Annotated in this window: 17 protein-coding genes; 5 read left to right on the forward strand and 12 right to left on the reverse strand. The window is 61.7% G+C overall.

The genetic code is table 11. The annotated features are described in order from the left end of the window. Positions 1-63 precede the first annotated feature (63 nt). From lipA to ASD00_RS04940, 12 genes are all read right to left on the reverse strand, one after another. Positions 64-1,035, reverse strand: coding sequence for a lipoyl synthase (lipA, locus tag ASD00_RS04885; RefSeq protein WP_025426772.1), 972 nt, complete (start codon positions 1,033-1,035; stop codon positions 64-66). Positions 1,036-1,169: 134 nt separating this feature from the next. After that, entirely contained in the window at positions 1,170-1,421 is a 252-nt protein-coding gene (locus tag ASD00_RS04890) for a GlsB/YeaQ/YmgE family stress response membrane protein (protein ID WP_025426771.1), read from the reverse strand. 78 nt (positions 1,422-1,499) lie between these two features. Continuing rightward, a complete protein-coding gene (lpdA, locus tag ASD00_RS04895) occupies positions 1,500-2,945 on the reverse strand; it encodes a dihydrolipoyl dehydrogenase (RefSeq protein WP_025426770.1) in 1,446 nt (481 codons plus the stop codon). Between the two features lie 18 nt (positions 2,946-2,963). Next, positions 2,964-3,545 carry a GNAT family N-acetyltransferase gene (locus ASD00_RS04900; RefSeq protein ID WP_025426769.1) on the reverse strand — a complete coding sequence of 194 codons (582 nt, stop codon included), beginning with the start codon at positions 3,543-3,545 and terminating at the stop codon, positions 2,964-2,966. Position 3,546: 1 nt separating this feature from the next. Beyond that, positions 3,547-4,188 carry an SGNH/GDSL hydrolase family protein gene (locus ASD00_RS04905; RefSeq protein WP_025426768.1) on the reverse strand — a complete coding sequence of 214 codons (642 nt, stop codon included), beginning with the start codon at positions 4,186-4,188 and terminating at the stop codon, positions 3,547-3,549. A gap of 67 nt (positions 4,189-4,255) precedes the next feature. Next, positions 4,256-5,596, reverse strand: coding sequence for a pyruvate dehydrogenase complex dihydrolipoamide acetyltransferase (locus ASD00_RS04910; protein ID WP_025426767.1), 1,341 nt, complete (start codon positions 5,594-5,596; stop codon positions 4,256-4,258). A gap of 15 nt (positions 5,597-5,611) precedes the next feature. After that, positions 5,612-6,985, reverse strand: a complete 1,374-nt coding sequence (locus tag ASD00_RS04915) for a pyruvate dehydrogenase complex E1 component subunit beta (protein WP_025426766.1) — start codon at positions 6,983-6,985, stop codon at positions 5,612-5,614. 17 nt (positions 6,986-7,002) lie between these two features. After that, complete coding sequence (pdhA, locus tag ASD00_RS04920; protein WP_025426765.1) at positions 7,003-8,049, reverse strand: pyruvate dehydrogenase (acetyl-transferring) E1 component subunit alpha; 1,047 nt, start codon at positions 8,047-8,049, stop codon at positions 7,003-7,005. A 136-nt stretch (positions 8,050-8,185) separates the two neighbouring features. After that, entirely contained in the window at positions 8,186-8,506 is a 321-nt protein-coding gene (locus ASD00_RS04925) for a septum formation initiator family protein (RefSeq protein WP_025426764.1), read from the reverse strand. A gap of 143 nt (positions 8,507-8,649) precedes the next feature. Further along, positions 8,650-9,924: a phosphopyruvate hydratase gene (eno, locus tag ASD00_RS04930; protein WP_025426763.1), complete on the reverse strand. Its 1,275-nt coding sequence runs from the start codon at positions 9,922-9,924 to the stop codon at positions 8,650-8,652. 129 nt (positions 9,925-10,053) lie between these two features. Further along, complete coding sequence (gene kdsA, locus ASD00_RS04935) at positions 10,054-10,896, reverse strand: 3-deoxy-8-phosphooctulonate synthase (RefSeq protein WP_025426762.1); 843 nt, start codon at positions 10,894-10,896, stop codon at positions 10,054-10,056. After that, the gene (locus tag ASD00_RS04940) at positions 10,896-11,786 is read right to left on the reverse strand and encodes a VOC family protein (protein ID WP_025426761.1); all 891 of its coding nucleotides are present in this window, start codon (positions 11,784-11,786) and stop codon (positions 10,896-10,898) included. Before ASD00_RS04940 ends, kdsA begins: the two co-directional genes overlap by 1 nt. A 993-nt stretch (positions 11,787-12,779) precedes the next feature. Between ASD00_RS04940 and ASD00_RS04945 the strand changes: the two genes are divergently transcribed. From ASD00_RS04945 to ASD00_RS04965, 5 genes are all read left to right on the forward strand, one after another. After that, positions 12,780-13,424 carry a lysophospholipid acyltransferase family protein gene (locus ASD00_RS04945; RefSeq protein WP_025426760.1) on the forward strand — a complete coding sequence of 215 codons (645 nt, stop codon included), beginning with the start codon at positions 12,780-12,782 and terminating at the stop codon, positions 13,422-13,424. Beyond that, a complete protein-coding gene (locus ASD00_RS04950; RefSeq protein WP_025426759.1) occupies positions 13,421-14,371 on the forward strand; it encodes a phosphatidate cytidylyltransferase in 951 nt (316 codons plus the stop codon). Before ASD00_RS04945 ends, ASD00_RS04950 begins: the two co-directional genes overlap by 4 nt. Beyond that, positions 14,368-14,754 (forward strand): hypothetical protein, encoded by a 387-nt coding sequence (locus tag ASD00_RS04955; protein ID WP_025426758.1) that lies wholly within the window; start codon positions 14,368-14,370, stop codon positions 14,752-14,754. Before ASD00_RS04950 ends, ASD00_RS04955 begins: the two co-directional genes overlap by 4 nt. A gap of 3 nt (positions 14,755-14,757) precedes the next feature. Beyond that, the gene (locus ASD00_RS04960; protein ID WP_025426757.1) at positions 14,758-15,411 is read left to right on the forward strand and encodes a CDP-alcohol phosphatidyltransferase family protein; all 654 of its coding nucleotides are present in this window, start codon (positions 14,758-14,760) and stop codon (positions 15,409-15,411) included. A gap of 280 nt (positions 15,412-15,691) precedes the next feature. Then, positions 15,692-16,885 carry a DUF418 domain-containing protein gene (locus ASD00_RS04965; RefSeq protein WP_063963221.1) on the forward strand — a complete coding sequence of 398 codons (1,194 nt, stop codon included), beginning with the start codon at positions 15,692-15,694 and terminating at the stop codon, positions 16,883-16,885. Positions 16,886-16,909 lie beyond the last annotated feature (24 nt).

Consider the following 16,909-nt stretch of genomic DNA (forward strand, 5'->3'; position numbering starts at 1 on the left):
AACCGTCAAACGAAAACTCCGGCACTGGGGCCGGAGTTCCTGTTGTTTCGAAGTGCCTCGGTTCTACCCGGCAGCAGCCGCCAACTTCTTTTCGCGCGCTGCCCGCAGGCGGGCGAAGTCGTCGCCGGCATGGTGCGACGAGCGGGTCAGCGGGCTCGAGGCGACCATGAGGAAGCCCTTGGTATAGGCGACCGTCTCGTAGGACTTGAATTCCTCCGGGGTGACGAACTTCTCGACCTTGTGGTGCTTGCGGGTCGGCTGCAGGTATTGGCCGATGGTCATGAAATCGACGTCGGCGGTGCGCAGGTCGTCCATCAGCTGCAGCACTTCGTTGCGCTCTTCGCCGAGGCCGACCATGATGCCGGACTTGGTGAACATCGTTGGATCGAGCTCCTTGACGCGCTGAAGCAAGCGGATGGAGTGGAAGTATCGGGCGCCCGGACGGACGGTGAGATAGTTGCCCGGTACGGTTTCCATGTTGTGGTTGAACACATCAGGCTTGGCGGCGACGACGCGCTCCAGTGCGCCAGGCTTCTTCAGGAAGTCGGGCGTCAGGATTTCGATGGTGGTCTGCGGCGAAGCGGCGCGGATCGCCCAGATCACCTTCTCGAAATGTTCGGCGCCACCGTCGGCCAGGTCGTCGCGGTCGACGGAGGTAATGACGACGTGGGAGAGGCCCATCTGCTTGACGGCCTTGGCGACGTTCTCGGGTTCGGCCATGTCGAGCGCATTCGGCTTGCCGGTCGAGACATTGCAGAAAGCGCAGGCGCGGGTACAGATCTCGCCCATGATCATGAAGGTGGCGTGCTTCTTGTCCCAGCACTCGCCGATGTTGGGGCAGCCGGCTTCTTCACAGACCGTGACGAGATTGTGCGAACGCACCAGCTCGCGCGTCTCCTGATAGCCCTTGGAGGTCGGCGCCTTGACGCGGATCCATTCCGGCTTGCGCAGCATTTCGGTATCGGGCTTGTGGGCCTTTTCCGGATGGCGGACGCGTTGCGCCCCTTCAGAGACGGCATCGAATACCGTTACCATACTGTCTTCCTCGTCGCGGCGGCTGCGGCTTGGTGCCGGCAGACCCTTTTTCGATCTATATAGATGGCTCGACGAGAAATGTCAGGCCACCTTTTTCTGGATAGCCCGATCGCTGACGCAGGAAGCGTCGCAGGCTATCGTTTGACAGCGCGGCCGACGGCAATCAGCAGGCAGGCGCCGATAAAGCCGAAGACCAGATAGGCAAGCCAGCCGGAAAAAGCCATGCCGAAGGCTGCCAGAATGATATTCGACACCACCGCGCCGATGATGCCGAGCGCTATGTTCATGAACAGCCCGACATCGCTGTTCATGAACTTCTCCGCAAGCCATCCGGCAAAACCGCCGATGATGATCGCAGCCAGGATGCCGACGCCGTTTACAGCCATGGTGATCTCCGTGCATTGAGGACAAGGTCGCGTCATCAATGCGGGATCGCGCCAAAAGTTCCGGCGACGGCCGGTCCATCAGGCGTTCAGCGCACGCCCATAGGCATCGAGCACGCTTTCCTTCATCGTCTCCGAAATCGTCGGATGCGGGAAGATCGTGTGCATCAGGTCTTCTTCTGTCGTCTCCAGGTTCATCGCGACGACGAAACCCTGGATGAGTTCGGTCACCTCGGCGCCGACCATGTGCGCGCCCAGCAACTCGCCGGTCTTCTTGTCAAAGATGGTCTTGACCATGCCCTGATCTTCGCCAAGGGCAATCGCCTTGCCGTTGGCGACGAAGGGAAAGCGACCGACGCGGATATCGCGGCCCTCGGCCTTTGCCTTGGCTTCGGTGAGACCGACCGAGGCGACCTGCGGGTGGCAATAGGTGCAGCCCGGGATCTTCAGCTTGTCCATCGGGTGGACATTCGGCAAGCCTGCGATCTTCTCCACGCAGATGACGGCCTCGTGCTCGGCCTTGTGGGCGAGCATCGGCGGGCCGGCAACGTCGCCGATCGCGTAGACGCCGGGAACATTGGTCCTGCCGTAGCCATCGATGACGATGCAGCTGCGGTCGGTCTTGATACCAAGCGTTTCGAGACCAAGGTTCTCGATATTGCCCTGAACGCCGACGGCGGAGATCATCCGGTCGGCGGTGATCTTTTCGACCTTGCCGTCCTTCATCTCGACATGGGCGGTGACCGAGTTCGCGCCCTTATCGACCTTCGTCACCTTGGCCTCAAGGTGGATCTTCATGCCCTGCTTTTCGAACTGCTTCTTGGCGATGGCGGAGATCTCGGCGTCTTCGACCGGCATCACGGTCGGCATGACCTCGACCACGGTCACGTCGACACCCATGGTGCGGTAGAACGAAGCGAATTCGATGCCGATCGCGCCCGAGCCCATGACAAGCAGCGACTTCGGCATTTCCTCCGGCTTCATCGCCTCGAAATAGGTCCAGACCAGCTTACCATCGGGCTCGATGCCCGGCAGGGCCCGCGGGCGGGCGCCGGTGGCGATGATGATGTGCTTGGCAGTATAGGTGCCCTCGCCCTTGGTGTTCTTCGGCAGCGGCGCCTGCGGCTGAACGATCGCCTTCGTCGTCTTGCCGACGACGATCTCGCCGGGCTTGGTCAGCTTGGCCTCGCCCCAGATGACGTCAACCTTGTTCTTCTTCATGAGGAAGCCGACGCCGCCGTTCATGCGCTCGGCAATGCCGCGCGAGCGGGCAACGATCGCCTTCAGATCGGGCGTCACCGCACCTTCGATCTTGATGCCGTAGCTGCCCGGATGCTGGGCATAGTGCAGCACTTCGGCCGAGCGAAGCAGCGCCTTGGTCGGAATGCAGCCCCAGTTGGAGCAGATGCCAGCCAAATGCTCGCGCTCGACGACCGCAGTCTTGAGGCCCAACTGCGCCGCACGAATAGCGGCGATATAGCCTCCCGGACCCGAACCGATGACGATGACGTCGTAATTCTCAGCCATGTGTTTCCTGCCTTTGTCTCAAGCGACCTTGCGGGTGAAGAGCACCCAGTCGTGTTTTCTGCTACCTTCGAAGAGCGGCACGGCCTCGGTCCGAGCCGCCTCCTCGAAGCCGTTTGCCCTGTAGAGTGCCTGCGCCCTGTCATTGTGGCTTTCGGTGATCAGGCTCACCGGCGCCGAGCCGGCGCGTGCAATTTCATGTGCAAGCAGTCTGCGTCCGATGCCGCGGCCGCGCCGATGGCGGTAAACGCCGAGGCTATCGATGAACCAGTGGCCGACCACAGGCCGCTGCAGCGCCAGCAGGGGTTCGAGCACAGCATGCTTCGCTTCGATTTCCGCCACCGAAGCGTCGATACCGTAGCCGATCGATACCCCCGCGATTTCATCATCGAGGTCGGCAACGACCGCATCCCGCCAGTTTCCAGGGCCGACATCCTCGCGCAGCTTGTTGCGCCCGCGCTCGAAAGCCGTATCGGTCGCCCCGCCAAGAACCGCGCCAGACCAGAGCCAGGCGGCAAAGCCTTGCGAGGCGATGTCGACGAGAACGGCGAGTTCTGCCGCCTCGTTTCGTTCCGCCGGTCTGATGGTGACGTCGTCCGTCATCTCAGACACCGAGCATCATCCGGACGACCGGCTCGAGGCCCCGGCCGATCGCGTGGGTGTTTTCAGCGTCCAGATGCACGCCATCGAGCGGCGTTGTCCTTGCAACCGATCCCGCATCGAAGAACCCGCAATCGAGTTCGTCTGCAAGGTCGCGGTAGAGCGGCGCCAGCATCGCCGACTGCTCGATGCCGTCGGCGAACATCGCCGCGAACGCACTGTTTGCCGTCTCGCAAAGCTGCGGCGGCGAAACGATCAGGATTTCGGGGCCTTCCGCCGTTTCGACCGGCCAATCGTGACGACGCACGAGATTGACCAGGCGCTCGATACCCTTGACCGCGCCGAAAGCCGTGCCGTGAATGATCGGCTTCATATCGTTGGAGCCGAGCAGAATGACCATCAGATCGAGCGGCGCATGACTGTGAAGGACGGTAGGCAGCATCCGCGCGCCGTTGCGGTCGCAATCGGCGAGGTGATCGTCATAGGCGGTCGTGCGTCCATTCAACCCTTCGGCAACAACATGAACGTCCGGCCCGAGCGCCTTCTGCAGCACGTTCGGCCAACGGTCTGCGAGTGCATGACGGCCCGGGCCGGACGCGTCATAGCCCCATGTCAGACTGTCACCGTAGCAGAGAAGTGTTTTCATCGTCCGGGCCCGCCTTCGGCGTTGCGATCAAGGAACGGACCGGCCCGAGGGCCGGTCCTTGTCCACATCAGACCAGCATGCCCATCGGGTTTTCGATGTAGCGCTTGAAGGCTCCGAGCAGTTCGGCGCCGAGCGCGCCATCGACGCAACGATGGTCGGTCGAAAGCGTGACCGTCATCACAGTGGCGATGACCATCTGCTTGTTCTTGACGACGACGCGTTCCTCGCCCGCACCGACCGCAAGGATCGTGGCGTGCGGCGGGTTGACGACGGCGGCGAAGTCCTTGACGCCCATCATGCCCATGTTGGAGACCGCCGTCGTGCCGCCCTGATATTCCTCGGGCTTCAGCTTGCGGTCCTTGGCGCGCTTGCCGAGGTCCTTCATCTCGTTGGAGATGGCAGACAGGCTCTTCAGCTCCGCCTGGCGAACGATCGGCGTGATCAGGCCGCCCGGGATGGACACGGCGACGCCGACGTCGGCATGCTTGTGCTTGACCATGTTGCTGTCGGTCCAGGACACGTTGGCATCCGGAACGTCACGCAGAGCCAGCGCCAGCGCCTTGATCACCATGTCGTTGACCGAGAGCTTGTAGACCGGCTTGCCGTCCTTTTCCGGAGCGGCAGCATTGAGCTGGGCCCTGAGCGCCAGAAGCGTATCCAGTTCGCAATCGAGCGAGACGTAGAAGTGCGGGATCGTCTGCTTGGATTCGACGAGCCGCTTGGCGATCGTCTTGCGCATGCCGTCATGTGGCACGAGCTCGTAGGAGCCGGGCTCGAACAGTTTGAGTACGGCGTCTTCCGACATGCCCTTGGCAAGCGGCGCGGCAGCGGGAGCTGCAGCACCTGCTGCTGGTGCAGCGGCCGGCTTCGCGCCGCCACCGGCAACAGCAGTCTCGACGTCCTTCTTGATCACGCGGCCATGCGGGCCGGAGCCGGCGATCGCCGAGAGATCGATGCCGGCATCCTTGGCAAGACGACGCGCTAGCGGCGACGAGAACACGCGACTGCCGGATTCCGTCTTGGCCGCCTGCGGCGCTGCCGCCACCGGCTGAGTTGCAGCGGGCGCCGGAGCGCTGGCCGCTGCCGGCGCGGGCGCTTCCTTCGTTTCGGCCGCGACCGGTGCCGCTGCACCGTTGCCGCCCTTGGCGGCCGCGGCGACATCTTCGCCGTCGGCTGCAAGGACCGCAATCAGCGCATTGACCTTGACGCCTTCGGTGCCGGCGGGAACGACGATCTTGGCAACGGTGCCTTCATCGACGGCCTCGACTTCCATCGTCGCCTTGTCCGTCTCGATCTCGGCGATCACGTCGCCGGACTTGACCTTATCGCCTTCCTTGACCAGCCACTTGGCCAGATTGCCTTCTTCCATCGTCGGAGAGAGGGCAGGCATTGTGATGTTGATAGGCATCGAAGGGCCCTCCCCTTATTTGTAGCAAACGGCTTTCACCGCATCGACGACCTCTGCGACGTTCGGAAGCGCGAGCTTCTCGAGGTTCGCGGCGTAAGGCATCGGCACATCCTTGCCGGCGATCGTCAGGATCGGGGCATCGAGATAGTCGAAGGCCTGCTGCATGACGCGGGTCGCAATCTCGGTACCGACGGAAGACTGCGGATAGCCTTCTTCGACTGTCACCAGACGACCGGTCTTCCTGACGGATTCGATCACCGTCGGCAGATCCATCGGACGGATGGTGCGAAGGTCGATCAGCTCGACGTCGATGCCCTGCGCTTCCAGTTCGGCGACCGCCTTGATCGCATAGGTCATGCCGATACCGAAGGAAACGATGGTTGCGTCCTTGCCGACCTTGTGGATACGGGCCTTGCCGATCGGCAGCACGAAATCGTCGAGCTTCGGCACTTCGAAGGACTGACCGTAGAGGATTTCGTTTTCGAGGAAGATGACCGGGTTCGGATCGCGGATGGCCGCCTTCAGCAGGCCCTTCGCATCAGCTGCCGTATAGGGCATGACAACCTTGAGACCTGGAATGTGGCTGTACCAGGCGGCATAGCACTGCGAGTGCTGCGCCGCTACGCGGGCCGCAGCACCGCTCGGGCCACGGAACACGATCGGCGCGCCCATCTGGCCGCCGGACATGTAGAGCGTCTTGGCGGCGGAGTTGATGATCTGGTCAATCGCCTGCATGGCGAAGTTGAAGGTCATGAACTCGACGATCGGGCGCAGGCCGGTCATGGCAGCGCCAACGCCGACGCCGGCAAAGCCGTGTTCGGTGATCGGCGTGTCGATGACACGACGGGCGCCGAATTCCTGAAGCAGGCCTTGCGTGATCTTGTAGGCGCCCTGGTATTCGGCGACTTCTTCGCCCATGACGAAGACGTCGTCGCTGGCGCGCATTTCCTCGGCCATGGCGTCGCGCAGAGCTTCACGCACGGTCATCGTCACCATTTCGGTGCCGGCCGGGATTGCCGGATCGGCGGCAACTTCGACCTTCGGCTGGGCCGCAACCGGTGCCGGCGCCGAAGCTGCGGGTGCTTCGCTGGCGGTGGCAGCCTTGGGCGCATCCACCTTCGGTGCGGCGATATCGCCAGCGCCTTCGCCATCCTGCAGCAGGACTGCGATCGGCGTATTGACCTTGACGCCTTCGGTGCCGGCGGCGATCAGCAGCTTGCCGATCGTGCCTTCATCGACGGCTTCCACTTCCATGGTGGCCTTGTCAGTCTCGATCTCGGCGATGACGTCGCCGGAGGAGACCTTGTCGCCTTCGTTCTTCAGCCATTTCGAGAGCGTGCCTTCCTCCATCGTCGGGGAAAGGGCGGGCATGAGAATTTCTACTGGCATATTTGAGCCTCCCCGGATCAAAGCAGGATATCGGTGTAGAGCTCGGATACATCCGGCTCCGGATCAGCCTGGGCAAAATCGGCGCTGTCGGCGACGATGTCGCGGACGTCCTTGTCGATCTGCTTCAGCTCGTCCTCGCTCGCCCATCCCTTTTCGGTCAGACGTGCCTTCACCTGTTCGATCGGATCGTGTTCCGACCGCATCTTCTGCACTTCATCCTTCGAGCGGTACTTCGCCGGGTCGGACATGGAGTGGCCGCGGTAGCGATAGGTCTGCATTTCGAGAATGATCGGGCCCTTGCCCGAACGGCAATACTCGACAGCCTCGTCGCCCGCCGCCTTGACCGCACGAACATCCATGGCATCGACCTGGAAGCCCGGGATGCCGAAGGAGACACCGCGCTTCGAAAAATCGGTCTGCGCCGATGCGCGGGTGACCGACGTGCCCATGGCGTAGCGGTTGTTCTCGATCACGTAGATCACCGGAAGCTTCCACAGCTGCGCCATGTTGAAGCTTTCATAGACCTGGCCCTGGTTGGCCGCGCCATCCCCAAAATAGGCGACGCTGACATTGTCGTTGCCGCGATAGCGGTTGGCAAAGGCAAGGCCGGTGCCGAGCGACACCTGGGCACCGACGATGCCGTGACCGCCGTAAAAATGCTTTTCCTTGGAGAACATGTGCATCGAGCCGCCCTTCCCCTTGGAAAGACCGCTGCGACGACCCGTGAGTTCGGCCATGACGCCGCGGGCGCTCATGCCGCAGGCCAGCATGTGGCCGTGGTCACGGTAGGCGGTGATGACCTGGTCACCGTCTTTCAGCGCCATCTGCATGCCGACGACGACAGCTTCCTGGCCGATGTAGAGATGACAGAAGCCGCCGATGAAACCCATGCCATAGAGCTGGCCGGCCTTTTCCTCGAAACGCCGGATCAGCAGCATTTCGCGGTAGGCTTTCAGTTCGTCTTCTTTGGTGAATTCGGCGATATTACCGCCGCTCAGGTCCTTCTTGGCCGGCTTTGCTGCGGTCTTACGGCTGGAGACGGACGCGTTTTTTCGCGGAGCCATTCATTCCTCCCAATGGTTAGCCTTTGAGGGTTACCATAGGGAAAGAAAAGCGCCACAGCAATGCCATATTTGCATGGCTCGCATTCCGCGCAAGTTATTGAATTTAAATATGAAATGCCAATTAACCGAATTTCGGTTAATTCGTCATGCGGTGGAAAATAACAATTTCATCGCTGCGCGACATATTGAGCGCGAGGCGAGCCTTCTCATCCAGCATGTCACGCTCCAGCGAACCGTCGCTCATCAGCTGAACCTCCTTTTCGAGGGTCGTTCGCCGCTTTGTGAGCTCGTCCAGCCGTGCCTGCCGCTCAACGATCTGGCGATCGAATTGCTCCGTCGCCTTCAAGCCGTAGCCGCCGTGAATGGAATGATAGCCGAAATAAGACAGAAAGGCGACCGCGATCAGCGGCAGCACCAGTCGGCCCAGTTTCCGTTTCTTATGATGCCTTGTCCACATCCCGTTCACACCCTGATACGCAATACAGGGTGAGACTAACCGGCATTGATTAACCGACCGTTGACCATGAATGGCCGGATAAAGCAAAACCCGCCCACGGCAACCGTGAGCGGGTCAATTTTTTCAGCGATCGATCGAGGCTATCAGCCACGCAGGATCGAGCGGCCGGCGTAGTTGGCCTGCAGGCCGAGCTGCTCTTCGATGCGGATCAGCTGGTTGTACTTTGCGAGCCGGTCGGACCGGGCCAGCGAGCCGGTCTTGATCTGGCCGCAGTTGGTGGCAACGGCGAGGTCGGCGATCGTCGCGTCCTCGGTCTCGCCCGAACGGTGGGACATGACGGCGGTGTAGCGTGCCTTGTGTGCCGTTTCGACAGCGTCAAGTGTTTCCGACAGCGAGCCGATCTGGTTGACCTTAACGAGGATCGAGTTGGCAACACCCATCTTGATGCCATCGCGCAGGCGGGCGGAGTTGGTGACGAACAGGTCGTCGCCGACGAGCTGGCACTTGTTGCCGATGAGGTCAGTCACAGCCTTCCAGCCGTCCCAATCGTCTTCCGCCATACCATCTTCGATCGAGAAGATCGGGTACTTGGCAGCAAGTTCCGCCAGGTATTCGGCCATTGCACCCGGCTCAAGCGTGCGGCCTTCGCCTTCGAGGACGTACTTGCCGTCCTTGAAGAATTCGGTCGCGGCGCAATCGAGTGCGATGAACATGTCTTCGCCCGGCTTGTAGCCAGCCTTCTCGATCGACTTCATGATGAAGTCGAGTGCTGCCGGAGCGGACGCCAGACCCGGCGCGAAGCCGCCTTCGTCGCCGACATTGGTGTTGTGGCCGTCGGCGGAAAGCTGCTTCTTCAGCGTGTGGAACACTTCCGAACCCATGCGGACCGCGTCACGCATCGTATCGGCACCGACCGGAACGATCATGAACTCCTGGAAGTCGATCGGGTTGTCGGCATGAGCACCACCGTTGATGATGTTCATCATCGGAACCGGAAGCACGTGGGCGTTCGGGCCGCCGACGTAACGGTAGAGCGGCAGGCCGGAAGCTTCGGCGGCAGCCTTGGCGACGGCCAGCGACACGCCGAGGATGGCATTGGCACCGAGGCGCGACTTGTTGGCCGTGCCGTCAAGCTCGATCATCGTCTTGTCGATCTGGATTTGGTTTTCCGCATCGAGGCCACCGATCGCCTCGAAGATCTCGCCGTTGACGGCGTCGACGGCGCGCTCGACGCCCTTGCCGAGGTAACGCGTTCCACCATCGCGCAGTTCGACCGCTTCATGCGCACCGGTCGAGGCACCCGACGGCACGGCCGCGCGGCCGAAGCTTCCGTCTTCCAGATAGACGTCGACCTCGACGGTCGGGTTGCCGCGGCTGTCCAGAATTTCTCGGCCGATGATGTCGATGATTGCTGTCATGATCTCTTCCCTGCTTGAGGACGGTGGTGGGTCGGGCCTGTCATAAGCGAAGGCCCGGGATTTTCAATGGCGCGCAAGATGTAAAAACAACCGCGCCACCGGGGTTCATGAAAATTTCACGAGCCTGTCTCAGCCCTTTGCGACGGCGTCGAAGGCCAGCAGCTTTTCGAGCAGCCGCGGCATGTCCTTCAGATGCACCATGTTGGGGCCATCGGAAGGAGCGTTGTCCGGTTCCTCGTGGGTTTCGACGAACAGGCCGGCGATGCCGACAGCGACGGCTGCACGCGACAGCGTTTCAACGAACTCGCGTTGACCGCCGGTCGAACCGCCCTGCCCGCCCGGCTGCTGCACCGAGTGGGTGGCGTCAAAGACGACGGGCGCGCCGAGCGAGGCCATGATCGGCAGCGAGCGCATATCGGAAACCAGCGTGTTGTAGCCGAAGGACGCGCCACGCTCGCACAGAAGAATGTTGGGATTGCCGCTTTCGGTGAATTTGGCGAGCACGTTCTTCATGTCCCAAGGCGCCAGGAACTGGCCCTTCTTGACGTTGATGGTGCGGCCAGTCTTGGCAGCTGCCACCAGAAGGTCGGTCTGGCGCGACAGGAAGGCCGGGATCTGCAGGATGTCGACGGTCTCGGCGACGACGGCGCACTGCTCCTCGGTGTGCACATCGGTCAGGACCGGGAAACCGAACTCCTTCTTGAGATCGGCAAAGATTTCCATCGCCGTGTCGAGGCCGATGCCGCGCTTGCCAGAAAGCGATGTACGGTTGGCCTTGTCGAAGGACGATTTGTAGACCAGGCCGATATCCAGCGACTTGCATAGTTCGGCAAGCTTTCCCGCCATCATGAAGGCGTGCTCGCGGCTTTCCATCTGGCAGGGGCCGGCGATCAGCGACAGGCGCTCCCTCTGCGAGAAGGCGACCTGCTTGGCACCTTCACCGACGACTACTCTGGCATTCGTTTCCATCATCAAGCTCCAAACGCGAAGATCACCCCTTGCCCCGGCATTTCGGGGACAATGAGGCGTCCGCCCATTTCTGAAAATTCGATATCGTTGCGCGCGAAGAGCGCACGCGTCACTTCGAGGTCCGCGACGCGGAAGATCACGGCCCGGCCGCGCAAGCCGCGCTCGGCGCTGCGGACCGAACGGCCGAAGAAAGCCTCCATGCCGGCGGCGCTCAGCACAGAGATCTTGGCGTTCGTCGTCTCGATATCCATGCCGAAGGAGTGAGCCGCGACTTCGCGCTCATCGACCGCCTCTTGCAGCAGGTACTGGAAATCGGTCGGGTTCGTCTCCGAAAGCACGACCTCGGAAATGCCGAGCACGCTGTTGTCGTGCCGCTCGAGCGCGCCACGATCGATTGGAAGCGCGCGCACCCGCTGACAGCTGAACAGGAAGAAATCCGGCGAGCGCAGGTCGGCGGCAAAGGCCAGCCGGAAGGAGCCAAGCCCTTCCCGGCCATCCGGCAGCCGCATGGGCCGCGAGAACTCCAACATCTCGCCGCCCGAGATGCCACGGGCGCGAAACCGCATATGATCCGTCGCAGCGTCTTCAGTGCCGAGCACGATCGCTGACAGACCTTCCGGCCCCTGACGGAATCGGAAAGCCTGGTCGCGGGCGACGAAGGCGTTGCCGTCCAGGGCTGCCATTTCGCATTCTTCGCGCGAAGCGACGGCAAGCGGCTCAAGATAAGTGTTGTCGGAGAAGAAGACGCAGGCGTTTTCGGTGCCGAAGGGATGGCGAGCATCCTCGGCCACCGTGAAACCGAGATCATTGAGGCGACGCCGTGCCTGTTCAAGTGCGTCCACCGGTAGCACGAGATGATCGAGCGGGCGGGTGGTGCGCTTGGAGAGGCTCATGGCGGTTTCCCTGATGGTTTGCCGCTGTTTGCAACTTTTGTCCGGCGATTGCAAGCCGACTGGCGGCCATGGCACCGATTGCCCGTCTGGACCCAAACATCTGCAGAGAACAGAATCCATCCGCGCCGGGCACCGCCCGCCGCAGATTTATGGTTGCCACCAGGTGCCGAACTGCCCGAGCGTCAATAGTATCCCGGCGCCGCGGTGGCGTTGCCCGTATTCGAAGCCCCGAGACCGGGGGCGAATGTTTGCGGCTGCGCGTAGGTCGTATTGCTCGAGGACGTCGTGGCACAGCCCGAAAGCCCTAGCAGGGCGATCGTCAAAGGCACGAACAACAAAGTTATGAAGCGCATAGGTACTGACCCTTTCTTTAGCTGAAGAACAGAAAAGGCTGAAACCGGTGTTTTGGGGAGTACGTAACAGTAACACGACGTAACACGGCGACACGAGGGACTGGGAACCGCAGCGTCGCGTCGGCCGCTGCGGTTGTTCTCGTTACACCTGCGTTCAGCGCCCGAACAACGAGGTCGGGCCATTCGCGTCAAACACTAAGATCGCGTTTGATGGCGCAGGTCGCGATAAAGGTCGGCACAAACCTGTCGATCAGGAAACTGGCGCATTGAACGACGCTCCTCTTACAACACTCGAAAATTGGCGGCTGCGCTGCAAGCGGTCAACGTTCAGTAGAAGCCGCCTTTCGGTAAAAGACTGCGGTGTGACGTCGCATCGTTTTCAGCGTGTCAGCTAAAAACGTGCAGAGATCGAAGAATTTGCGGCGCCCACACGTCATCATCCCAGGAGCGACTTCGGCCGCTTGTGAAGCGGACGCAATCGCGTAAAGTCGGCCGATGCAGCCTGAGGTTACGATGGGCCTGCGCGTTTTTAGGGGCAACATTTGATCATTTCATTGCACGGCGGGGGACACATCCGGATACGCGGAGCAAGGCAACCTTCGATACCTGGATGCCTTCAACATGGAGTTGAGGCGGCATGATTCGCGATTTGATTGCCAAGCTCGCTTCGGTCGCCATCATGATGTTTGCCCGCGCACTGACAGCTGCCCGGGCACTCTGGCACGAAACCGGCCTGCCGCCGAGACAGAGCATCTATTTCGCCAACCACTCCAGCCATGGCGATTTCATCCTGATCTGGGCCGTGCTGCCGCCTTGGCTGCGCGACCGCGCCCGCCCGGTTGCCAGCGCCGAATACTGGCTGAAGTCGAAGCTGACATCGTTCATCGGCCGCGACGTCTTCAATGCGGTGCTGATCGAACGCGACCCCGCCGCGCGCACAAGCGACCCGGTCGAACAGATGGCGACGGCTCTGGACGAAGGTGCCTCGCTGATCGTGTTTCCCGAAGGCACGCGCAACCAGACCGAGGCCAAGCTGCTGCCATTCAAGAGCGGGCTCTATCACCTCGCACGCAAGCGGCCGGACGTGGCGCTTGTCCCTGTCTGGATCAACAATCTCAACCGCGTGATGCCGAAGGGCGAGTTCGTTCCGATCCCGCTGATCTGCACGATCAACTTCGGCGAGCCGTTGAAGGTTGGACCAGACGAGAGCAAGGAAGACTTCATCGCCAGGGCGCAAGCAGCACTGCTTTCCCTCGCCCCGGCACAGACGGATAACGACGCATGAGTACCACGACTTCCGATATGGTCACCCTGCTGCTCGGCGTCGGCGGCATCCTGCTGTTCGCCTCTTCGGTCGGTTACGTACTGCAGCGCAGGCTTTCGCCCGACGGCTCCAATGGAGCGATCGAGAACCTCAACGCCCGCATCAAGGCCTGGTGGGCAATGGTGTTCCTCATTGCCATCGCCTTCATCGCCGGACGTGTCGGGGTGCTGCTGCTTTTCGCCTTCTGCTCATTTGCGGCGCTACGTGAATTCATCACGCTGATCAATACGCGCCGCGCCGACCATTGGGCGATCGCTGCTGCCTTTTTCCTGGCCTTACCGATCAACTATTATCTGCTCTGGGCCGAAGAATACGGCATCTACGCGATCTTCATTCCTGTCTATGCCTTCCTGCTGATGCCGATCATTGCGGTCCTGCGGGGCGATACGCAAAACTTCCTGCTGCGGATTTCCGAAGTCCAATGGGCGTTGATGATCTGCGTGTTTTGCGCCTCGCACGTACCGGCCTTGCTGACGCTGCAGATACCCGGCTACGGGGGGCGCAACGTGTTGTTGATCGCCTTCCTGGTGATCGTCGTGCAATCGAGCGATGTGCTGCAATATGTCTGGGGCAAGCTCTTCGGGCGCACCAAGATCGCGCCGAAGCTCTCGCCGTCGAAGACAGTGGAGGGGTTCGTCGGCGGCGTTGCCAGCGCGACGCTGCTCGGCGCCTCGCTCTGGTGGATCACGCCGTTTACCCCGATCCAGGCCGGGGTGATGTCGTTCATCATCACGATGATGGGCTTCTTCGGCGGGCTGGTGATGTCGGCGATCAAGCGGGATCGCGGCGTCAAGGACTGGGGCCACCTGATCGAAGGCCATGGCGGCTTGATCGACCGGCTGGATTCGGTCGTATTCTCGGCACCGATCTTCTTTCATCTGACGCGATACTGGTGGTCGTTGACATGAGCGGCCACCTGCGCGCTTTTGCCCGCAGCAGCATCGTCCACGTGCTTTTTGCTTTCATAGCAATGGGCGGATGGGCGCTGTTTGCCAACAGGCACCACCCAATGCCGCGACCACTCGTAGCCGGCCTGGTGCAGGGCGCCCTTTCAGCCGCGCTGACACTGTGCCTGAAATCGGCCATCGACGCGCTGTCTCTTCGTTTCCGCGGCACTTCGCAGCTTTGGATGCCGCCGCTCCTCGCCTGCCTTGCTTCGACAAGCATCCTCGTCGCCGTGCACGCGGCAACCGGAACACCGGAAATTCTCAAAACCATTGCCGTGCCGCTGCTGGTATCGGGCAGTTATGCAGTGCTCTACAACTATTCGATCAGCCGCGGGGGAGCTTGACCAATGACAGAAACCGGCGACCGCAGGCCGTTGGCCAGCCGAAACACCCGCTGGGCGCAGGCAATCGCCCGACGCCTCGCCGCGATGTCGATCACGCCCAACCAGATATCGCAGGCAAGCATGGCGGCCGCGGCTCTGGCAGGCGTTGCTTTCTGGCTGACCAGCGAGACCCAGGACGGACTTCGCGCCCTGCTTTTCATCGCGGCGGCCCTGTTCTGCCAGATGCGTCTGCTCTGCAATCTATTTGACGGTATGGTTGCCGTCGAGGGCGGCAAGGGTGAACCGGACGGTCCGTTCTGGAATGAATTTCCCGATCGGGTCGCCGACCTCTTCATTTTCGCCGGCGCCGGCTATGGCGTCGGCCTGCCTGCGCTCGGCTTTGCCGCAGGCGCCTTCGCCGTGCTCACCGCCTATGTCCGCGAACTCGGCCGTGCCAATGGCGCACCGAGCGACTTTTCCGGCCCGTTGGCAAAACAGCACCGCATGGCGGTGATCACGTTGGCGGCCGTCGTTTCGGCTTTTGAAGGGTTGTGGCTCGGCGATGGCGAAGTACTGCTCGTCGCCCTTGTTGTCGTCTCGGTCGGGGCAGCCGTTACGGCATTGCGCCGCGCGCGACGCCAGACCGCCTGGCTGAAGGCCAAAGCCGCAGCAAACTAGCCTCCGCGGACCGCACCCCCCAACCTCAATCCGTTGAACGCCGTCGCCTGCATCGGCTCGGCGAACCCCTTGACGTCCTCGAAACTTATTATTAGATAGATTACTCTATTTATTATAACGCCACTGAGCCGCCCTTGAACGTTTTGCGCCACCCACTGCCGACCCCCCGGTTGGCGGAGCTACGTCGACCGTTCGCCCAACCATGCCCGTTCGGCGATAGGCGTTTTGAATCAGATGGATCCGGCCGGCCGCCACATCGCCTGCCGTTACGGAGATGACCATGACCACCCAAGACCGCATAGACGGGGTCGATGCGCTGCGCGGCTTCGCGCTGCTCGGCATTCTGCTCGTCAACATCATGGCCTTCGCTTCGGCATTTTACGGCCTCGAATTGCCTGACCCATCGTTCGATACCGGCCTAGACCGCGCGGTGCACTTCGCTGTCGCACTGTTCTTCGAAATGAAGTTCTACCTGCTCTTTTCCTTTCTCTTCGGCTACAGCTTCACCTTGCAGATGCGCTCCGCCGAAAAGGCAGGCGACGCCTTCGTGCCGCGACTCTTGCGGCGGCAGGCGGGGCTCTGGCTGATTGGCCTGACGCATGCGGTGCTTTTGTTTCATGGCGACATCCTGACGACCTACGCCGTCCTTGGCATCGCCCTGATGATGTTGCGCACGCGAAGCGATGCCAGCCTCTGGCGTCTCGCTCGCCTGCTGGTGATCAGTACGGCGCTTGCCTGGTTCGCCCTTGGCGTCGCCGCCGTCCTGGAGCCTCCAGTCCTTGAGCGGTACGCCATCATCGCCGCGGCTGCAGCGACGGAAGCGGCCTTTCGGGGCGATTGGCAATCCATCATCGGCCAGCACCTGACGGAACTGTCATCGGTCTGGGTCATCCTCGGCCTGTTGCAGGCGCCATCGGCGCTGGCCATGTTTCTTGTCGGCCTGATTGCCGGACGTCGGCAGATCCTGTCTCGGCCGCAGGAGAACCGCGCCCTGTTCCGTTGGCTTGTTCGCCTCGGCCTTTTCGTCGGCCTGCCTGGCGCCGTCATCTATGCCTATACCAGCGTCCAAATGGCCGATTCGCCTCAGGCGATCACCGGACTTGCCGTCGGGCTGTTGACCGCGCCGTTTCTGACGGGAGCCTATGTCGGCGCGATGATGCTGTTCCTCGATAGTGCCGCTGGACGGTGGCTGCGCAACCTGTTGGCGCCGGCCGGCCGGACCGCGCTTTCCAACTACCTGCTACAGTCGCTCATCTGCGCGCTTATCTTTCATGGCTACGGTTTCGGCTTGATCGGCCATATCTCGCCGCTCGAAACCGTATCGATGGCCCTTGTCGTCTACGCCGCCCAGCTTGTTCTTAGCCGCTGGTGGCTGCAACGCTTCGCCTATGGACCGCTGGAATGGCTGCTGCGCCTCATCACCATTTGGCGCGTGCCGCAATGGCGCAACCTTGCAAGCGCCGATCGGCGGTAGACCATTCTTTTCGGCGAGATCGAG

The sequence above is a fragment of the Ensifer sp. Root31 genome (assembly GCF_001424825.1).
Taxonomy (GTDB): Bacteria; Pseudomonadota; Alphaproteobacteria; order Rhizobiales; family Rhizobiaceae; genus Ensifer; species Ensifer canadensis.